The organism is Marinobacterium sp. xm-m-383, from assembly GCF_013283255.1.
GTDB lineage: Bacteria > Pseudomonadota > Gammaproteobacteria > Pseudomonadales > Balneatricaceae > Marinobacterium_E.
This window is the reverse complement of record NZ_WBYT01000001.1, coordinates 266915-285221: the sequence shown is the minus strand read 5'-3', so window position 1 is coordinate 285221 and position 18307 is coordinate 266915. Positions and strand designations below refer to the sequence as shown.

Sequence of the window (18307 nt, the reverse complement as noted above, 5' to 3'; positions counted from 1 at the left end):
CATAAATAGGCCCGAGAAAGGAATAGAGTCATGGAAAAAGCCTACGAAAACATCATTGAAGCGATTGGCGAAGATCTTAACCGCGAAGGTTTGTTAGATACGCCTAAACGCGCTGCAAAAGCGATGAAGTTTCTGACCAAAGGCTACGACCAGTCGCTTGAAGAGGTGGTTAACGGAGCGCTTTTCCCATCAGACAACTCTGAAATGGTGCTCGTGAAAAATATTGAGATCTACTCAATGTGTGAACACCACCTACTCCCTTTCATTGGCAAAGCCCACGTTGCATATATTCCACAGGGTAAAGTGATTGGTCTGTCGAAAATAGCGCGCATCGTAGACATGTACGCACGCCGTCTTCAGATCCAAGAGAACATGACCAAAGAGATTGCCGAAGCACTTCAAGAGGTGACCGGTGCTCTGGGTGTAGGCGTTGTGATTGAAGCGCAACACATGTGCATGATGATGCGCGGTGTCGAAAAGCAAAACGCGATGATGAAGACATCAATGATGCTGGGAAGCTTCCGATCTAATCCCGCAACACGTGCTGAATTCCTGTCACTGGTAAACTAGTCACCTCAGCTGTTTGGTGTCTGACTTCCAGTCTGACACCCAATCGGATCTTCTATTTAGCGATCACGACCACAGCAGATTGGTCGGCACCCAGCACACTGGGTGCTAATGCCCCTATTCCGTGTACTTCGAGTTGGCCAGTGGCTACGCCTGCCCTATCCAGGTAAGCCTTCACCTGTTCAACTAAGCGCATTGATTCCTGTTCAGCAATTCCTTGATCACTGCCCTGCTGATGACCGACCAATCGAATTGGCGAAAGATTTTGCTGCAGATGATCAGCTAACAGCTTAAGGGTTGGCTCTTCGATGTTGGGTAATTTAACCCAGCCACGTTCTTCTAGTAGCACCAACCAAGGCACCGCCTGTTCCGCTTCAGTGATCTGATCGAGGTGAAGATAAACACGTCGGTTACCCCGTCTTACCGCGTAAGCCGCAAGGTATTGATCATCCAGCTTAGCAGCAAAATAGCGTTGGTAGTCATCACGACCATAGAGGTCGGCATTATTAAATAGGTCATTCGCCCAGATATTACTGGTTCCGCAATCTCTACCATCACACTCAAACAGGATTTCACCTTTTTGGGTAATTACCTGATCACGAAGCACCTGCAGCAGTTCATGGGGATCAAATGATTTTGGCATCTCCCAGGTTGTACGCGTGAGTTGGCCCGACAGTTGCTGCTCTTTATCGATGCGAACATCTCGATTGATCTTAACGACAGCGCCTAAAGGAAAGCGATAATCTCGAACGGTTTGAGTGATCTGTTTATCGAGCTCAGCGGATGGGTCAATACTGATGCCATTGGGCAGAGGAGCAGCCCCATTCGCAAACGCCATGGAGGAGAATAGAAACAGGGGTAACAGTCGATGTAACACTAGCCTAATCATTCAACACACTCACTCAACCAAAAAACTCATTAAATGCCGCAGCCATCTGTGGCACGACCTCATCCTCTAAGTGTAGATGATGCCCACCCGGCATCCATCTAAATTCGATATTTTTTACGAAGGGTAAGCGTGCTTGGGTCAGCTCCTGGCTCAAACCTGACTGACCCGCAATCACCAAAACAGGTGACTCTATCTGAGCAAGAGTGCTGCGAACCTGCTCTTCTGTTAAACGTACTGAAGAGCGCAATTTGAGTCTGGGATCCACTCGTATTCTGAGCTCTCCATTGGGCAGTTGTTCACTACTGCGCACCACTAAGCGCTCAGCCGCATCCACTGGCACAGGGAAGCGACCCGTTGCTCTTAACTTGGTCAGCAATGCTTTGGATTTAGCAGAAGCCTGTTTTTGAATCGACAAGTTATCCGTTATCGACTGGCTTAAATTCTCAGCAAATTGATCGGGGGCGTTTGTAAACGGAGCTAGGTTCTCTATCAAGCCAAGTGTTAACACCTGATCCGGAAATGTCCCGGCGTAGAGAGACGCCACACCAGCACCTAAAGAGTGAGCCAGTATTCGAATTGCCCCATCGGGTTGAAGTTGGCGCTTAACCGCATGAAGATCTTCTACATAACCCCAAACAGGATAGCCCGAATCCGCACTGCGCCAATCTGACTGACCATGCCCTGCCATATCGATAGCGACAACACGAAAACCCGCCAAGTGAGGCGCTAATTTGTAGTAACTCTCGGCATTATCTAGCCAACCGTGTAGTGCCAAAATCAACGGTTGGTCATCCTCACCCCACTGCAGTGCAGTAATGGTTCGACTGTGAACGGTAAACCTAATCTCTCTTGGATGAATCATGCTGTTTTCTATCAAATGTAAGCGGTAGGTTCAGGGGTAATGAGTAAACTGAGCAATGGAGCGACCCAGCCCCGCTGCAGGCAGATCACAATCGACCACCTCGATTTGAGCGGGCATAAACCCAACGCCAAAGCGACTTTCACCCTCAACGAGCGAGCTGAATAGACGACCCACCAAGGGCATGTGTGTCACTAATAGAACCCTGCTCTCATCGGGCAGAGATTGCAGATAGTTAAACACGGCTTCAGGCTCACCCTCAGGGGTAATCAGATCAAGAAGCAGAGCCTCCCGATTGGGCAGAAGGTTAGCTAATGTCTGCTGAGTACGCTGATAGGGGCTGACAAAGATGTGGGTCAATTCATCTAAGAAAGGCTGTAGACCTTCAGGGCGATTTTGCAGTGACGCCTCCCCATAAGGGGTTAAGCGACGTGATTCGTCTGGGAAGCCAGGGGCAGCCTCCGCATGACGCATCAATAGGATTCGCATGTTCAGGAACCCGAGAGTGTAAACTCAACATCGGCACTGTGGGCACCTTCCATCATCTTACCGATGACCACTTTGACGGGCGCCTGATTAAAGACTACCTCGTAGAGGCCACGCACAAGAGGCATGTAGACATCTTGCTGCTCTGCGTGCTCGCTCACCAACTTCAGTGTATTGACACCCTCAGCGACCTCTCCCAGCTCAGCCACTGCTTGATCCAACGACTTACCCTGCCCCAACGCATAACCAACTCGGTAGTTACGTGACAGAGGTGATAGACAGGTCACGACCAGATCTCCCACACCCGCTAATCCAAGGAAGGTCAATGGATTAGCGCCCATGCTCACCGCAAGACGACTCATCTCTGCTAGAGAGCGCGTGATCAGCATGCTTTTAGTGTTTTCACCCATACCCAACGCAGCACTCATGCCGGACGCAATGGCGTAGATGTTCTTCAAGGTGCCACCGAGCTCCACACCGAAGGTATCAGCGCTGGCATAGACACGGAAATAGCTAGACTGAAGAAGCTCTTGAACCGTCTCTCGAAGATTCTCATCGGTACTGGCAATGACCGTAGCGGTCAGTTCACGCTTGGCGATCTCTTTAGCCAGGTTAGGGCCACTGATCACACCCGATCGATGCGCTGGGCACTCCTGCTCCATGATTTGACTCATCAGACTGAAGCTAACAGCTTCGATGCCTTTGGTCGTGCTAACGATCAATTGTTCATCGTTGAGGTAGGGTTTAGCTTGATTCAGAACCGCTCGAAAGCCACTGCTTGGAATCGCAATAAAGACAACCTGAGCGTCTTTTAATGCGGACTCGATATCATCAGTCGCAACCAAGGAGTCGGCTAATGGGTAGTTGGGCACATAGCGATCGTTACAACGCTGCTGGTTAATATCATTAGCCAGTTCAGCTCGACGTACCCACAAGGAGGTCGGGATACCTTTTTCAGCCGTCATATTGGCGATGACGGTACCGAAACTCCCACCGCCTAACACGGCAACCTTAGTCACTGTCTGCATTACCTTTACCTAACTCAACCTAACCTAAGGAATCTAAAATTCGTTCAACCAACTTGAACAACATCGCAATCACATACCAAGAGATGATCGCTGCAACGAGAAAGAGGATCAGTTGAACCGGATCTCCACTATTGCTAAAGCCTAGCAATCCAATCACTGCGAAAAACGCACTGACAATCATGGCCACTATTTTTTGAATACCCGCTAGGCCGTGACGATCACCACTCATTAACTGCGAGACTCCTTATCGTCGTTCTCTTCAGTGATCTCTAAATCTAACTGCTCTTCGCTTGTCTCAGCAGCTCTTTCAAGGGGTAGCACATCAATCTCGCCAGCCGTCTCTTCTGATGAGACTTCCGTTAGGTCGACTGACTCATTTGCTAGAGGCTCTTCCGCCACTGGCGCGTCAACAACGGTTTCAGTCTCTGTCGCTTCCAATTCGGTCGACTCTGTTTCAACAGCCTCTTCCACTACAACACTGTTTGGATCAACCAGCAATTCAGCATCAGGGTGGATACAGTTCAATTTAACACCGGTCATCGACTCAATGTCTGGGATAAGGAACGAATCGTCTTCACAGGCAAAACAGATTGATTCACCGGTAGCGCCTGCACGGCCGGTTCGACCAATACGGTGAACATAGTCATCCGCATCTTCAGGAAGCTGATAGTTCACAACATGGCTCACACCATCAATGTGTATACCGCGACCAGCAACGTCGGTAGCCACTAGGACTTCGATCTTGCCACTGCGGAAACCCTCTAGGGTTTTGATGCGTTTGTTCTGTGGGATCTCACCCGACATCATGGCCGCTTTGACACCGTCTTTCTCTAGACGCTCTGCCAACTTACGCGTCTCATGACGACGGTTACAGAATACGATCGCTTTCTCGACGCCATTGATACGTAAGTAGTTACGCAGCAAGTTGTACTTCTCATCACTTGAGACAAGAAATACCGTTTGAGAAACGTTATCCGTAGTTTGATGCTCTGATTCGATCTCAATCGTGACCGGATCACGCGTCCACTGCGCCGCTAAACGCATAATCTCATCGGTGAAGGTTGCACTGTAGAGCAGTGTTTGACGCTCAGCGCCCTTACGCGGTGTTGAACGAATGATGGTACGCACATCGGGAATGAAGCCCATGCTCAACATACGATCAGCCTCATCCAGCACCAACACCTCTACGTTGTAGAGATCGATATCCTGATTTCTGACGAAGTCGATCAAGCGACCCGGTGTCGCGACCAAAATATCGACAGGCGCTTTGGCGAGTGCTGCACGCTGCACGTCATAATCCATGCCACCTACCAGCGAGACGATACTTAAACCAGTGTATTTACATAGGCCTTCTGCATCGGCTGCAATCTGCAGAGCCAACTCTCGTGTCGGTGCAATGATCAATGCACGGGGTTCACCCTTGCGCGGTTCAACATCCAACTTGAAGTCGAGAAGATCGGTAATGATCCCGATTAGAAAAGCTGCAGTTTTACCGGTACCGGTCTGAGCCTTACCAATGATGTCACGGCCTTGAAGTGCCGGCTTAATCGTTGCCGCTTGAATCGGTGTTGCGTACTCAAAGCCAAGCTCATGAATACCACGCATCAATGAGTCTGGCAGATAGAAATCGTGGAAACGATCCTTACCCTCTTGAGGCTCTACAACAAACTGATCAAGACTCCACTCTTGCGAGCGACGAGGTTTGTCGTCACGGCTTTTGCGGGGACGACGACGCTGGGTGCGACGCCGCTTTTCATTTGAATCTTGATTACCTTGTTGCTGTTCAGGGTTGGTATCTGTAGTCAAAATCGGGATCTCTCAATCAATAGATCATTCAAAATGGCGCGCAAAAGGAGGAAGCGCATCGATCAACTGCTGTCCATAACGACGTGTCACGACACGCCTATCAAGTAAAACAACACGACCGGAATCATTCTCCGTACGCAGTAATCTGCCTGCCGCTTGAGTTAGTTTGATAGAGGCTGCGGGTACACTTATCTCCATGAAAGGGTTACCACCGCGGGCTTCTATCCACTCAGCCAAGGTCGCATCCACAGGATCATCTGGAACACTAAAAGGCAACTTGGTAATGATAACATCTTTTAGGTAGTGACCGGGTAGATCTACACCCTCTGCAAACGACGCCAAACCAAAAATAACACTGGGTTCGTCACGGTCGATTCTCGCTTTGTGCTCTATCAGCATCGCTTGCTTACTGAGTTCACCTTGAACCGTTAAACGCGACAGCAGTTTGGTATCCATTAACTCTTCGACTCGACGCATTTGGCGCCAAGAGGTAAACAGAACCAATACAGAGGTTAAATTGGGTAACTCTCGGTTAAGCCAATCAGCAACCTCTTCGGTATGAAGATCCGCTTTTGAAGGATCGAACTTCATTTTCGGGACATGCAAAACGGCCTTATTGGCGTAGTCAAAAGGACTAGGCATTCGCAGTGCTGGCGTATCCAAAGGGAGACCCAATTGAGTAAAGAGGGAATCAAACCGCCCAAGGGCCGTTAGCGTTGCTGAGGTTAAAACCGCACCGTAACACTGATCCCAGAGCAGATCTTGAAGATGGTTTTGAGCGGAGACAGGGGCACTGTGAAGCTCAATATCGCGACCCGCTTCAGATTCATGACGAACCAACCATCTTGCAACTTTATCCTCTTCATTTTCAATATCTTGCGAAAAACTTCTACACAGCCACATCATCTTCTGGACACGGCTAAACTGGGTACTTAGCGGTGGCAACCAGCGCTCCCCTACACCCTTATCGAGTGCAGACTCTTCATCTTCCATCGCCCCTTTAAGGGCATTAATAATCTTCTCTAACTGAGGATCAACCTGTGATAAAAACTGAGCCAATTCACGTGTCAGGCTAGCCAAACTGTCGGGTACCCTGCCTTGCGGGTAGCGCAACCTGCGCTCATCCACCGGGAGTGGCAAAAACTGTTCAGAGACTAGATCGTCCAGACGCTGCAAATGCCCCTGAACCACATTGAGACTGGATTGAATACGACTGATTGGATCTTGCAAAACCAATGCAGAATCCGCTTCATCCAACAGCCCTTTTAACTGACGCTCCAGGGTTTTGAAGGCCTTTTCACTCGCTTTAACTCGCATAGAGAGCGCGAAGTGGTTAGTCGCCTTATCACCCAGATGATGCGCCTCATCAAATATGTAGATTGATTCGGCCGGTTCAGGAAGAATCGCACCACCGCCTAACGCCAAGTCAGCCAGTACAAGATCGTGGTTGACCACCAAGAGATCGGTTGTCTCAATATCGGCCCTAGCACGATAAAACGGACAGGCGTTGAAATGCGCACAGCGACGATTAGTACACTGCATATGGTCTGAGGTAAGCGGCATCCAGGTCTCATCATCCAGGTTGCGCTCTAGCTCATCACGATCACCCTTCCAACGACCACTGGCAAACTCATCCAACAGGCCGCTGTACTCTTTGATCTGTTCAGGCCCCAAAACTTGGGCCAACTCATCTTCAAACAGGGCTGACTGTGAAAGATCCTGCTGATTACTAAGAAGAGACTCTAATCGGCTAACACAGAGGTAGCGCCGACGCCCTTTAGCAATTTCGTACTTAAATTCAATACCGGCGTGCTCAGCCAACTCAGGAAGATCTTTTAATAAAAGCTGCTCCTGAAGCGCAACGGTAGCGGTCGAAATGATCAGCGTTTTACCTTTAGCCTGCGCTATTGGAAGTGCGGCCAGCAGGTAAGCAATGGTTTTACCGGTGCCCGTTCCAGCCTCTACGGCGACCAGATGATTTTCACCCAGACGCTGACCCGCATCGTCCGACAAGATACCGCCCAACTGCCGTGCGACCGCTGCAATCATATGCTTTTGTGCATAACGAGCCTTTAAATCGCGAGCATTTAGGAATGCGCGATAAGCTGTCTGTATGGTGGTTTGGGTCTCTTTGTTAAGCACATCGCCTCCGAATTAGTTGGCCATCATACAAAAATACTGGATATACAAACAGAAAAAACTTGACGACATTTAAAATACTGTATAAAAATACAAATACTGAATAAACAGACAGTCATTTAAATTCCAATCAGTACTGTCATAGGGGGCGTTTATGAAGCTTACAAATCGTCAAGAAGAGGTGCTGGATTGCATCCGTCGCCATATTGATGAAACAGGATTTCCACCTACACGCGTCGATATCGCACGTGATCTAGGGTTCAAATCTGCCAATGCAGCAGAGGAGCACCTAAAGGCCTTAGCACGTAAAGGGGCCATTGAGATGATTCCTGGCACCTCTCGCGGTATCCGTATCGTCGGTGAAGAGGAGGAGCAAGAGGGCCTTGCGATCATCGGTCAAGTTGCCGCAGGTGAACCCATCCTCGCTGAACAACACATCGATGATTACTGCACCATCAGTTCAGACTTCTTTCGCCCAAGAGCAGACTACCTACTCCGTGTACGCGGCATGAGTATGAAAGACATCGGCATTATGGATGGTGATCTCTTAGCAGTTCACCAAACACGTGAAGCACGTGAGGGTCAGATAGTCGTTGCTCGTGTCGGTGAAGATGTCACAGTAAAACGCTTCCATCGCGATGGTCACATGGTTTATCTAATTGCAGAGAACGAAGAGTTCGACCCGATTAAAGTTGATCTTCGTGAAGAGCAGTTAACCATCGAAGGCTTGGGTGTTGGTGTAATTCGTCAACAGAATGACTTTTAAAGGTGATGACCATGCTTGCGTACAATCAATTTGCACAGAATGATGCGGGTCTTAAACCACTGGTTTTGACTGAGCTGGTTCAGCACACCTCAGAGGTAAATCTGAACACCATGCTTCTGCCGATGCTTGCCGCATTAAGTCAAAAAGAGAGCTGGCTGGTTATGTTAGAGCCGCCAAAATCTTTGACTAAGCAGGTGCTGGCGGATGCAGGTGTCGACCTCAAAAAAGTGTGGATACTTCGTCGTGATAAGCGCCATGGTTTAGACAAACTTGCTCAGCGCGCACTGCAAGCGGGAACCTGTCACACACTGATCTGCTGGCACAATGACCCTGCCGATGACGCGTTAGTCAGCCAACTGAAACGCACTCAGATCTGTAGCGACACTGAGTGTCTATTGCTACGTAAAAAAATTTAGCCTCCCCCTTTGCTGCGTTGTAGCAAAGACCCCCATAGCCGCTCTTTGAGCGGCTTTTTTATTTAGCTTGAATCAGACCCTGAACCATCATAGGCTCAATAGAGGAGTACCACTTACAAGGAGAATAGTGTGGGATCGCACAAGCCAAATCAGCAGCCGTATCAGTTAACCGACTTCCCTATCCAAACATTTGATAAGATCCGTTATGCCGATACCGATCGTCAGGGCCACGTGAACAATGCCGCATTCAGTACCTACCTAGAGACAGGCCGTGTCGAATTTCTCTACGATCCAAAAGACCCACTGGCCAATGACAATTGCGAATTTGTCATTGCCAGTCTGCATTTGAACTTTCTAGGTGAGATCACCTGGCCAGGACGTCTGGATATTGGCACCGGTGTAACTCGGGTGGGTACCAGCTCATTTGGGCTCTACCAGGTGCTGTTCCAAGATGACGTCTGTGTCGCGACGGCAGAGACGACCATTGTTCAGATGGATGTGAGCAGTCGCAAATCAGCCCCACTTGCGGATGCGACAAGACACTATCTGAATGATCATCTCTTTGTGAAGGGTGTTGAAACAAAAGGAATGAACTGAGTTTACCACTCTTGCGCGTTAGAGCGATGTCTTAGGATCATCGCTCGCAACTGCTCAAACCATCCCTGCAACTGAGTCTCCAGTTGCTCCTCAAGGCTTTGTTCTTTGGCCAAATCTATAATTGCTATGTCAGATTGGCTAGCGCTCTCTTGCAAGGGAGGTAGGGGTTTATGAATAGCTTTGATGGCACTGATCAACTTAGACAACCAACTTCCGGAATCCTGACAGAGCAGCTCCATCTCATCCAACTCACTGGAATGGACTCCCTGTTGCTGAAAAGCTTTGCTTAATTCAAAGGGTGTTGCCTGGGTCAGCAGGACACGCTCACGTTCAGCCAACTCATTAAGATAGGCTTTAAAGGCGCTGTCTAAATGAAACAGCGCAGCCTCTTGCAGGCCACGAAGCTTCATACGATTGGTCGATTCACCGGTCAACTCAGTGTTGATACCCACCAGCGCGTATTGTGCAAACGCGAGTGTCTGATTCACACGCTGGGAGTATAGGTCAGCCATTAACGCTTCTTAGCTTTGGCTGCTTCAATTTGCCACATACCATTGGTGAAGTAAGCTCTCCAACCAGTCGCCTTACCGTCAACTTCCGTCATAAGGTACTGCTCTTTGGTTTTGCGGCTGTAACGTATTTGAGCGGGGTTACCCTGCTCATCTTGCTGAGGTCCTTCCATTAAGAAGTGATATTTAGGGTCAATCGCATTTTTATGTGGAATCAACTCTTTGACCAGAGGTGCACGGGTCTCACGATTACGTGGGAATTGGCTTGCTGCCAGGAATAGACCACTGGCTCCATCACGCAGGATGTAGGTATCGTCAACCTTCTGACACTTAAGCTCCGGCATCGGAACTGGATCCATCTTAGGCGGAGCCACTTCACCATTCTTGAGCAGCTTACGTGTGTTTTTACACTCTGAGTTGGTACAACCAAAGAACTTACCGAAACGGCCCGTTTTAAGGTGCATCTCAGCGCTACACTTATCACACTCGACTACAGGGCCTTCATAGCCCTTGATACGGTAGTTACCCTCTTCGACCTCAAAGCCGTCACAATCTGGGTTGTTACCACAGATGTGTAACTTGCGCTTCTCATCGATCAAGTAGGAGTCCATAGAGGAGCCACATTTACCACAACGGTGCTTCTCTAGAAGCAGACGTGACTCTGCCTCATCGTCTGCATCCACTGCGACAACCTCATCACCAGGAATCAGGTTGATGGTCGTTTTACAACGCTCTTTAGGTGGCAAAGCATAACCAGAGCAACCCAAGAAGACGCCCGTCGTTGCCGTACGAATCATCATTGGGCGCTGACATGCTGGACAGCTGATATCGGTCTCGGTTGGATCATTGGCACGCATGCCACCATCCGCTGATTGAGCCGCTTCCAGTTCGCCTTCGAACTGTGTGTAGAAGTTGTTAAGAAGATCCTTCCAGTTGATGTCACCATCTGCCACATCATCCAGCTTCTCTTCCATACGCGCGGTAAAGCTGAAGTCCATAAGGTCTGGGAAACTTTCAGCCAGACGATCCGTAACGATATCGCCCATTTTTTGTGCATAGAAGCGACGGTTTTGAACTTCGACGTAACCACGATCTTGAATTGTCGAGATAATCGCTGCGTAGGTGGATGGACGACCAATACCGCGCTTCTCAAGCTCTTTAACCAAACTCGCTTCTGTGTAGCGCGGTGCCGGTTTCGTAAAGTGCTGGCTAGGGTCCAAGGCTTTAAGTGTTAGTGATTCACCCACCTGCATGTCAGGTAGGATCTGATCTTCATCCGATTTACCGCGGAAGTTCATCACACGGGTGTAACCGTCGAACTGCAAGACACGACCTTTAGTGGTCAGCTCATAGGCACCCGCTTTCACTGTGACACGGGTACTTAGGTAACGAGCGGGTGTCATTTGACAGGCTAGGAATTGGTTACGAATCAGGTCGTACAGACGAACAGCGTCGGCATCGACACCATTCAATGTGTCAGAGGTAACATTGACATCCGATGGACGGATCGCCTCGTGCGCCTCTTGTGCGCCCTCTTTAGAGCTGTAGCGAATCGGCTGAGGTGGCAAGTATTCACCACCAAACTGAGAACCAATAAACTCTCGTGCCGCTTCAACCGCCTCGTTACTTAAGTTAGTCGAGTCGGTACGCATGTAGGTAATGTAACCCGCTTCATAGAGACGCTGAGCGAGCATCATGGTCTTCTTAACACCGAAACCTAAACGGGTGCTGGCGGCCTGCTGCAAGGTAGAGGTAATAAAGGGTGCAGAGGGCTTGCTGCTGGTTGGACGATCTTCACGATTAACGACCTCATAAGAGGCACTTTGCAGCGCTTTGACAGCAGCCATCGCCTGATCTTCATTGGTCGGTTTAAATGCCGCACCGGCCTGTTTAACGACCTCTAGACGAACCGCTTTATCACCTTGAGTCTGCGCATCCGCATGCAATTCCCAATACTCATCAGGAATAAAGGCACGAATTTCACGTTCACGTTCAACGACCAGGCGTACCGCAACGGATTGAACACGACCCGCCGACAGACCACGAGCGACCTTCTCCCAAAGAAGTGGAGAGACCATATAACCAACAACGCGATCAAGAAAACGGCGCGCTTGCTGCGCATTAACGCGGTTTAGGTCTAGATCGCTCGGTTTTTCGAACGCTTCATTGATCGCTTTCTTGGTAATCTCGTTAAAGACAACACGACGGTAGCGTGAATCGTCACCGCCAATCGCTTCGCGAAGGTGCCATGCAATGGCCTCCCCTTCACGGTCCAAATCGGTTGCGAGATAGATCTGATCAGCGCTCTTAGCTAGTTTGCGCAGTTCATCAACGACCTTCTCTTTACCGGGAAGGATCTCATAATGAGCTGCCCAATCCTTGTTGGGATCAATCCCCATACGGGCAATAAGCTGCTCTTTCTGTTTGCGCTTTTTATGCTCAACCTTCTGCTCTGGCGAGAGTTTGCGTGTCAAAGCAGCCTGTTTAGCGCGCTCTTTAGGATCAGACTTCTGGGCACTACCACTGGTCGGCAGATCACGGATGTGACCAACACTGGACTTAACCACGTACTGGTTACCAAGATACTTATTGATCGTCTTGGCCTTGGCTGGTGACTCCACAATTACCAGGGTTTTACCCATTTTTATCTACCTATTCAAAACTGTGTCTTTTTTTACAAATACGTGGAAACTGACTTCAGCGTCAAGTGAGCATTGCAAAAAATTTATCGGCGCAACAATACAGCGCTAAAAAATAAATGCAAATAAACGCCTTAATAATAAGTGCTAAGAGAGCTGTTTAGATCAGTGAAAATCGATCAACCTCTTCCCCAGACTCTAAACGCACTTTTTCAACAAACATCTCATAGGGACGCACCCAGAGATCGAAGTTGCCATAGAGTGTTCGATAGACCACCATCAACTCTTCTGTCTCTGAGTGTCTGGCGGTTCCAATCACTTCGTAGTCATTGCCTTTATAGTGTCTGTAAATCCCTGGGGTTAACTCGCCGCTCATTAAATCATCTCCGTTAACAGTTGATTGGCCTTTTCACCTAGCTCATCCAGTGCGCCAGCCCGCTCGGGTTCGCGCCAATAGAGCGTCAGGTGAATGGCGGTTGATTCAACCGCAACGACCTCTTCAGGCAACTGATCAAGCCAATCACTGAGCGCTTTCAGCTTAGTAGGACTCAACGATCTTTCACCCTTTGCCCAGGACCAGCCCTCAGGAAGGCCATCAGCGGCCATGGCGTCGACTCGAGCCACCATCCACTCAACCCACTGCTCTTTTGCTGATCGATCCAATTTGCCACGCAGCATACGGTAAGCCGCCATGTTGATAATTTCTGACTCCATCTCGCCCTTGGCTCTGGGTATCTCTAGACGCGATAGCTGCACCTGAAAACCGAGCTTGCGTGCCTCTAGTCTGAGCTTAGATTGGAAGCGCTGACGAGGACTTGGCATGACCCACATCATAGAACCGATCAAAGAGAGCATGATCAGAACAATAATTGCCCACTTCATATGTTAAAAACCTTCTTGTCTGCTATTAATAGTAGTAGGGACTAAACAGGGAGAATCACCATGAGTCACTACAATCGTATTCTTGTTGCCATCGACCTTTCTGAAGAGTCTGGTGTTGTGCTTGAAAGAGCCAAACTGCTAGCCGAACAGAATCAAGCTGAGCTCAATCTGATTCATGTGGTCGAGATTGTCAGCTACGCCTATGGCGGTGAGATCCCTGTCGACATTGCCGACATCCAAACTCAAATTGAGAACCACGCCGAGTCTAAACTGAGCGCCCTTGCCACCAGCCTTGGCTACCCTGTTAATAAAGCGATTGTCGCAACGGGCAACACTGGTTCAGAGATTCATGCCGTCGCGAAAGATCTTAAAACTGATCTCATCGTGATTGGCTCTCACGGTCGCCATGGTCTATCGCTGTTACTTGGGTCCACCTCCAATGGCGTTCTGCACGGCGCAGAGTGCGATATTCTGGCCGTACGATTGGGGCATTAACCCTCAGCCATCGCCTCTAACTCCATCCAGCGCTCCATCTGCGTCTCCAGCTGGGCTTCTAGAGTGCTTAACTTTTCAAGTTCAGCGGTGACCTCTTCATGAGGTCGCTGATAAAAGTCCGCTGAACCACAAACGGCCTGCTGCGCTTCAACGGCCGCTTCAGTCTGCTCCATCTGTTCTGGAAGCATGTCCAACTCTCGCTGCAGTTTATAGGAGAGTTTAACGGGCTTTTTAGCCTCTGCAGCTTCCTTTTTACCCGGTTTAGCTGGCTCAGATTTTGGTACAACACTCTGAGTCACTACATTTTTAGGTCGCTGACGTAACCAGTCGTTGTAACCGCCCACATATTCACGAATGACACCCTCACCCTCAAACGCAAGCGTGCTGGTGACGATGTTATCGAGGAATTGACGATCATGGCTCACCAACAAAAGAGTCCCTTGATAGTCGAGCAGAATCTCTTCGAGCAGCTCCAGTGTCTCGACATCCAAGTCATTGGTCGGCTCATCGAGCACCAACAGGTTCGAGGGCTGACTGAACAACTTAGCCAACATCACGCGGTTAGTCTCGCCGCCGGACAGGGCTTTAACCGGTGTGCGCGCACGCTCTGGTGTGAACAGGAAATCTTGAAGATAACTGATGATATGACGTGATCGACCGTTAATATCGATACTTTCACGACCGCCTGAGACGTTATCGATGATGCTCTTCTCGGGGTCCACTTGGCCACGCAGCTGATCGAAATAACCCACCACCAGTTGGCTACCAAGGCGCACATCCCCCTGATCCGGAGCCTGCTCCCCTAAAATCAACTTAAGCAGCGAACTCTTACCAATACCGTTCGGACCAATCAGACCGATGCGATCGCCTCGCTGAATACGCACTGACAGATCCTTAACGACTGGCTGTCCCGCATAACTCAGCGAGACATTCTGCAGCTCGGCCACCAACTTACCCGAGCGAACCGCCTCTTCCACATCGAACTTGGCTTTACCCTGACGTTCACGGCGTTCGGATCGCTCAACACGCAGCTGCTTCAGAGCACGAACACGTCCCTCGTTACGGGTACGACGAGCTTTGATACCTTGACGTATCCACGCCTCTTCCTGCGCCAATTTTTTATCAAACAGAGCAGCCTGCTTGGCCTCCTCCTCGAGCAATTTCTCTTTTTGCGTAAGGTAGGTTGCATAACTGCCTGGAAAGTCGACCAACTGACCTCGGTCTAACTCAATAATACGGGTTGCTAAACGCTCGACTAGAGCACGGTCGTGCGAGATAAATAGAAGCCCGCCTTTGTAAGCGGCTAATACCTCTTCTAACCACTCGATGGTCTCAATATCCAAGTGGTTGGTTGGCTCATCCAGCAGCAACAGATCAGGGCTTTGAACCAGTGCAGCCCCTAAGGCAGCTCGACGGCGCCAGCCACCTGAGAGTTCAGACATCAGCTTTTCGCCAGGTAGCTGAAGTTGACTAAGAATGCGATCCACACGCGTCTCAAGTGACCAAGCATCACGGGCTTCCAGATCATGCTGAAGACGCTCCAACTCATCGAGCGAAGCATTACTGTTAGCCAGTAATGTCTCGTAGCGATCTCGCAACTCAACCAGATCAGCCAAACCTGCTTCTACAACACTGCGAACCGATCGTTCATCGGCCGCGGGTAGGCTCTGTGGTAACTGAGCAATTCGAGCGGTTGGGCTGCGCCAAATGACACCGCTATCAACGTCCATTTCACCCGAAACGATTTTTAGTAGGGTTGATTTACCCGTACCGTTAATACCGACCAGCGCTACTCGCTCACCCGCCTCAATTTGCAGGTTTGCGTTGTCTAAAATTGCTCGGGTACCAAAGGCCAGAGAGACCTGATCAAATCGAATAAATGCCATGTGAGTCGCTTAATTGTAAAACTGGTCGCGTAGTTTAACTCAGTTGCTAAAAATTAACCTGACAAGGGGTGAAATTTTTGCAGATTTAAACCATAGTTAGTGCAGAGACTTATTTGAGTGCGAGCTTTGTTAACAACGAATAAATTGAACAAATACTTAGCCCCCATTCTCTTTAGCACTTTTGCCATCAGCATAGAATCCATGGCCAAAGGTAAAGAGAGTGCAGAGCAACTCGCATTTCTAAAAGCCGAGAGACTCGCCAAACTGGGTCGCTTAGATCTTGATGACCCCGCCGCTAAACAGCTCGAGTCTTACCCTCTCTACCCCTACCTAGTCTTCAATCAGTACAGTGCCGAACTGAATCGACTCACGCCAGAGGATATTCAACAGTTTGCCAACCGGTACCCTGATTCACACTTAGAGGGGCTATTGCGTTTCAACTACACAGAGCATCTAGGGGAAAAGAGAGATTGGGGGGCATTCCTCAGCCACTACACTGAGATCGATTCCCCTAATACTGAGATGCAGTGTCGCTATGCCGAAGCTCTCTATCGACAAAAGCGCACAACTGAAGCCTCTAAACTTGCGGCATCACTCTGGAGTGTGGGCCGCTCTCAGCCAGACAGTTGTGATGATCTATTCAGACTGTTTAGAGCCAATGGTGATCTGACCAGCGATGTCGCACTCAAACGGGTTCTCAATGCGTTGGATGCCAACAAATGGGGACTGTCGGGTTATGCGCTGCGCTTTGTTAAGTCAGAGTCTGATCGTCGCATTGCTGATGCGGCTCGATCGGTCTATCGATCACCCTTTAAAGTCCTTCGAATGGGCAGCGGTTACTCAGCTAAGCAGCTCGCCAAAATTCAACGCATTGCGATTGAACGTGCGTATCGTCACGACCCATATGAAGCGTTAAATCTGTTGCTAAAACTGGGCAAAGGATTTGATCTGAGTCTGGCGGATAATTTACAAGAGCTCACGCGTGTTGGTGTAAGGGTCGCTAAGGAGCTTGATGCACATGATCGAATCAAACTCGCCAAGCTTGATCCAACCTTTGCCAGTGCTGAACTCACTGAATGGCGCATACGCTTAGCCCTGCTTGAACAGGACTGGCAGGAGGTCGCCACCCTGATTGCCAAGCTCCCTAAAGAGCTGCAAGACTCCCCTCGTTGGCAATATTGGCTAGCCGCACTCCCCAATAATCCAATGCGAACAGAGATATTAGATACACTTCGTACCAAACGCAGTTTTTACGGATTTCTAGCAGCTGATCATCTTGGGCAACCCGCTGATTTGAATCATGAACCGATCACGCTTGATCCAACCCTGCTAGCTAAATTAAGAGACTCCAAACACTATCTGCGCATTAAAGAGCTGACAGCGCTTGATCGCTATACAGTTTCACGATCTGAGTTTAATCGTTGGATAGAGACGATGTCTTCGAATGAGATCCAACACGCCGCGCACTTGATGAATGAGCTAGGTTGGTACCAACAAGGAATACTCGCTGCCGCTTACAATGAGTTTTGGAATGATATGGATCTTCGCTTCCCAGAAGGCTTTGAGAATCTGTTTATCAAACATGCCAATAAGCGAAATATAGACCCTATCTGGGCACAGGCTCTTGCTAGACAGGAGAGCGCCCTATTCCCCTGGGCTCGATCCAGTGTTGGTGCTAGAGGGCTCATGCAGCTGATGCCCAGAACGGCTAAGCGCACTGCCAAAGCAATCAAGGTGAAGTATAAAAGTAGTAACCGCCTCTACGATCCTGATTTCAATGTACAGCTAGGTACAGCTTACCTAGCGCAGATGTATCGTCAATTTGATAAAAATCGAATCTATGCAACGGCGGCCTATAATGCGGGGCCTCACCGTGTCAGCCGTTGGCTGAAGGGCCGTGAGAATTTGCCGTTGGAGATATTCATAGAGCTCATCCCCTTTGATGAGACCCGTACCTATGTGCAGAATGTTCTCAGCTTCTCTGTAATCTACGCACAGCGTAAGGGCCAAACACGACAGATGCTAACACCGACCGAACAGGCCCTACTGGCCCTCAACTGATCTGATAAACTGTGCCAACTGCTCAGCATCAAACGGCCAATCCAGTGACTGCTTAGATTGAGGATCGACCAAGACCGGTATCCGGGTGGCATATTGATTCATCAACTCGTCATCAAAGGCTATATCGACCAGATCCACTTCATACTTTGACGGATCAATACCAGAGACCAACAGAGGGAGTGCTTGATCACACAGATGACAACCTTCTGTCGTCATTAATTCCAACAATTTCACGATTTAAAAATCCCTTAGTGTTAAAGCCATAGAGTAAGACTAACCTCT

18 protein-coding genes and 1 pseudogene are annotated in these 18307 nt (G+C 49.3%); 6 read left to right on the top strand and 13 right to left on the bottom strand.

All coding sequences use genetic code 11. The annotated features are described in order from the left end of the window. The first annotated feature begins 30 nt into the window (after positions 1-30). Positions 31-570 (top strand): GTP cyclohydrolase I FolE, encoded by a 540-nt coding sequence (gene folE / locus XMM383_RS01390; protein ID WP_173480816.1) that lies wholly within the window; start codon positions 31-33, stop codon positions 568-570. Positions 571-622: 52 nt separating this feature from the next. Here folE and XMM383_RS01385 read toward each other — a convergent pair whose 3' ends face one another. From XMM383_RS01385 to dinG, 7 genes and pseudogenes are all read right to left on the bottom strand, one after another. Further along, a complete protein-coding gene (locus tag XMM383_RS01385; protein WP_173494404.1) occupies positions 623-1456 on the bottom strand; it encodes a DUF4892 domain-containing protein in 834 nt (277 codons plus the stop codon). Positions 1457-1469: 13 nt separating this feature from the next. After that, entirely contained in the window at positions 1470-2318 is an 849-nt protein-coding gene (locus XMM383_RS01380; RefSeq protein WP_173480814.1) for an alpha/beta fold hydrolase, read from the bottom strand. Between the two features lie 30 nt (positions 2319-2348). Continuing rightward, on the bottom strand, positions 2349-2804 hold the full coding sequence (locus XMM383_RS01375; RefSeq protein ID WP_173480813.1) for a histidine phosphatase family protein: 456 nt from the start codon (positions 2802-2804) through the stop codon (positions 2349-2351). Between the two features lie 2 nt (positions 2805-2806). Then, positions 2807-3829 (bottom strand): NAD(P)H-dependent glycerol-3-phosphate dehydrogenase, encoded by a 1023-nt coding sequence (locus XMM383_RS01370; protein ID WP_173480812.1) that lies wholly within the window; start codon positions 3827-3829, stop codon positions 2807-2809. A gap of 19 nt (positions 3830-3848) precedes the next feature. Next, positions 3849-4058 (bottom strand): hypothetical protein, encoded by a 210-nt coding sequence (locus XMM383_RS01365; RefSeq protein WP_173480811.1) that lies wholly within the window; start codon positions 4056-4058, stop codon positions 3849-3851. A 263-nt stretch (positions 4059-4321) separates the two neighbouring features. Continuing rightward, positions 4322-5635: pseudogene (locus tag XMM383_RS01360) on the bottom strand (DEAD/DEAH box helicase); the annotation flags it as partial. A 24-nt stretch (positions 5636-5659) separates the two neighbouring features. After that, complete coding sequence (gene dinG / locus XMM383_RS01355; protein WP_173494403.1) at positions 5660-7777, bottom strand: ATP-dependent DNA helicase DinG; 2118 nt, start codon at positions 7775-7777, stop codon at positions 5660-5662. 151 nt (positions 7778-7928) lie between these two features. Between dinG and lexA the strand changes: the two genes are divergently transcribed. The 3 genes from lexA to XMM383_RS01340 all read left to right on the top strand — a co-directional run bounded on the left by lexA (position 7929) and on the right by XMM383_RS01340 (position 9553). Continuing rightward, positions 7929-8540 carry a transcriptional repressor LexA gene (gene lexA / locus XMM383_RS01350; protein WP_173480808.1) on the top strand — a complete coding sequence of 204 codons (612 nt, stop codon included), beginning with the start codon at positions 7929-7931 and terminating at the stop codon, positions 8538-8540. A gap of 11 nt (positions 8541-8551) precedes the next feature. Continuing rightward, positions 8552-8956, top strand: coding sequence for a SulA-like leucine-rich domain-containing protein (locus XMM383_RS01345; RefSeq protein ID WP_173494402.1), 405 nt, complete (start codon positions 8552-8554; stop codon positions 8954-8956). A 129-nt stretch (positions 8957-9085) separates the two neighbouring features. Then, positions 9086-9553: a thioesterase family protein gene (locus tag XMM383_RS01340; RefSeq protein ID WP_173482408.1), complete on the top strand. Its 468-nt coding sequence runs from the start codon at positions 9086-9088 to the stop codon at positions 9551-9553. A gap of 2 nt (positions 9554-9555) precedes the next feature. Here XMM383_RS01340 and XMM383_RS01335 read toward each other — a convergent pair whose 3' ends face one another. The 4 genes from XMM383_RS01335 to XMM383_RS01320 all read right to left on the bottom strand — a co-directional run bounded on the left by XMM383_RS01335 (position 9556) and on the right by XMM383_RS01320 (position 13583). After that, positions 9556-10065, bottom strand: a complete 510-nt coding sequence (locus XMM383_RS01335; RefSeq protein ID WP_173494401.1) for a DUF6586 family protein — start codon at positions 10063-10065, stop codon at positions 9556-9558. After that, entirely contained in the window at positions 10065-12704 is a 2640-nt protein-coding gene (gene topA, locus XMM383_RS01330) for a type I DNA topoisomerase (RefSeq protein ID WP_173480804.1), read from the bottom strand. The genes XMM383_RS01335 and topA overlap by 1 nt, the downstream gene beginning before the upstream one ends. A gap of 157 nt (positions 12705-12861) precedes the next feature. Beyond that, positions 12862-13077, bottom strand: a complete 216-nt coding sequence (locus XMM383_RS01325; protein ID WP_173480803.1) for a DUF1653 domain-containing protein — start codon at positions 13075-13077, stop codon at positions 12862-12864. Further along, positions 13077-13583, bottom strand: a complete 507-nt coding sequence (locus tag XMM383_RS01320) for a hypothetical protein (protein ID WP_173480802.1) — start codon at positions 13581-13583, stop codon at positions 13077-13079. The genes XMM383_RS01325 and XMM383_RS01320 overlap by 1 nt, the downstream gene beginning before the upstream one ends. A gap of 60 nt (positions 13584-13643) precedes the next feature. On the opposite strand from XMM383_RS01320, the gene XMM383_RS01315 reads away from it, so the two are divergent. Then, positions 13644-14078: a universal stress protein gene (locus tag XMM383_RS01315; RefSeq protein ID WP_173480801.1), complete on the top strand. Its 435-nt coding sequence runs from the start codon at positions 13644-13646 to the stop codon at positions 14076-14078. Here XMM383_RS01315 and XMM383_RS01310 read toward each other — a convergent pair. Then, a complete protein-coding gene (locus XMM383_RS01310; protein ID WP_173480800.1) occupies positions 14075-15964 on the bottom strand; it encodes an ATP-binding cassette domain-containing protein in 1890 nt (629 codons plus the stop codon). The two genes, XMM383_RS01315 and XMM383_RS01310, sit on opposite strands and share 4 nt — an antisense overlap. Before the next feature lie 201 nt (positions 15965-16165). Between XMM383_RS01310 and XMM383_RS01305 the strand changes: the two genes are divergently transcribed. Beyond that, a complete protein-coding gene (locus tag XMM383_RS01305; RefSeq protein ID WP_173494400.1) occupies positions 16166-18025 on the top strand; it encodes a transglycosylase SLT domain-containing protein in 1860 nt (619 codons plus the stop codon). On the opposite strand, the gene XMM383_RS01300 is transcribed toward XMM383_RS01305, so the two are convergent. Beyond that, positions 18008-18259, bottom strand: a complete 252-nt coding sequence (locus XMM383_RS01300) for a glutaredoxin family protein (RefSeq protein ID WP_371731430.1) — start codon at positions 18257-18259, stop codon at positions 18008-18010. The genes XMM383_RS01305 and XMM383_RS01300 overlap by 18 nt on opposite strands. Positions 18260-18307: the final 48 nt, after the last annotated feature.

What these genes read in the sequence shown, in the direction of transcription:
- folE (WP_173480816.1), top strand. Translation starts at nt 31, where the DNA reads ATGGAAAAAGCCTACGAAAACATCATTGAAGCGATTGGCGAAGATCTT.
- XMM383_RS01385 (WP_173494404.1), bottom strand. Translation starts at nt 1,456, where the DNA reads ATGATTAGGCTAGTGTTACATCGACTGTTACCCCTGTTTCTATTCTCC.
- XMM383_RS01380 (WP_173480814.1), bottom strand. Translation starts at nt 2,318, where the DNA reads ATGATTCATCCAAGAGAGATTAGGTTTACCGTTCACAGTCGAACCATT.
- XMM383_RS01375 (WP_173480813.1), bottom strand. Translation starts at nt 2,804, where the DNA reads ATGCGAATCCTATTGATGCGTCATGCGGAGGCTGCCCCTGGCTTCCCA.
- XMM383_RS01370 (WP_173480812.1), bottom strand. Translation starts at nt 3,829, where the DNA reads ATGCAGACAGTGACTAAGGTTGCCGTGTTAGGCGGTGGGAGTTTCGGT.
- XMM383_RS01365 (WP_173480811.1), bottom strand. Translation starts at nt 4,058, where the DNA reads ATGAGTGGTGATCGTCACGGCCTAGCGGGTATTCAAAAAATAGTGGCC.
- lexA (WP_173480808.1), top strand. Translation starts at nt 7,929, where the DNA reads ATGAAGCTTACAAATCGTCAAGAAGAGGTGCTGGATTGCATCCGTCGC.
- XMM383_RS01345 (WP_173494402.1), top strand. Translation starts at nt 8,552, where the DNA reads ATGCTTGCGTACAATCAATTTGCACAGAATGATGCGGGTCTTAAACCA.
- XMM383_RS01335 (WP_173494401.1), bottom strand. Translation starts at nt 10,065, where the DNA reads ATGGCTGACCTATACTCCCAGCGTGTGAATCAGACACTCGCGTTTGCA.
- topA (WP_173480804.1), bottom strand. Translation starts at nt 12,704, where the DNA reads ATGGGTAAAACCCTGGTAATTGTGGAGTCACCAGCCAAGGCCAAGACG.
- XMM383_RS01325 (WP_173480803.1), bottom strand. Translation starts at nt 13,077, where the DNA reads ATGAGCGGCGAGTTAACCCCAGGGATTTACAGACACTATAAAGGCAAT.
- XMM383_RS01320 (WP_173480802.1), bottom strand. Translation starts at nt 13,583, where the DNA reads ATGAAGTGGGCAATTATTGTTCTGATCATGCTCTCTTTGATCGGTTCT.
- XMM383_RS01315 (WP_173480801.1), top strand. Translation starts at nt 13,644, where the DNA reads ATGAGTCACTACAATCGTATTCTTGTTGCCATCGACCTTTCTGAAGAG.
- XMM383_RS01310 (WP_173480800.1), bottom strand. Translation starts at nt 15,964, where the DNA reads ATGGCATTTATTCGATTTGATCAGGTCTCTCTGGCCTTTGGTACCCGA.
- XMM383_RS01305 (WP_173494400.1), top strand. Translation starts at nt 16,166, where the DNA reads ATGGCCAAAGGTAAAGAGAGTGCAGAGCAACTCGCATTTCTAAAAGCC.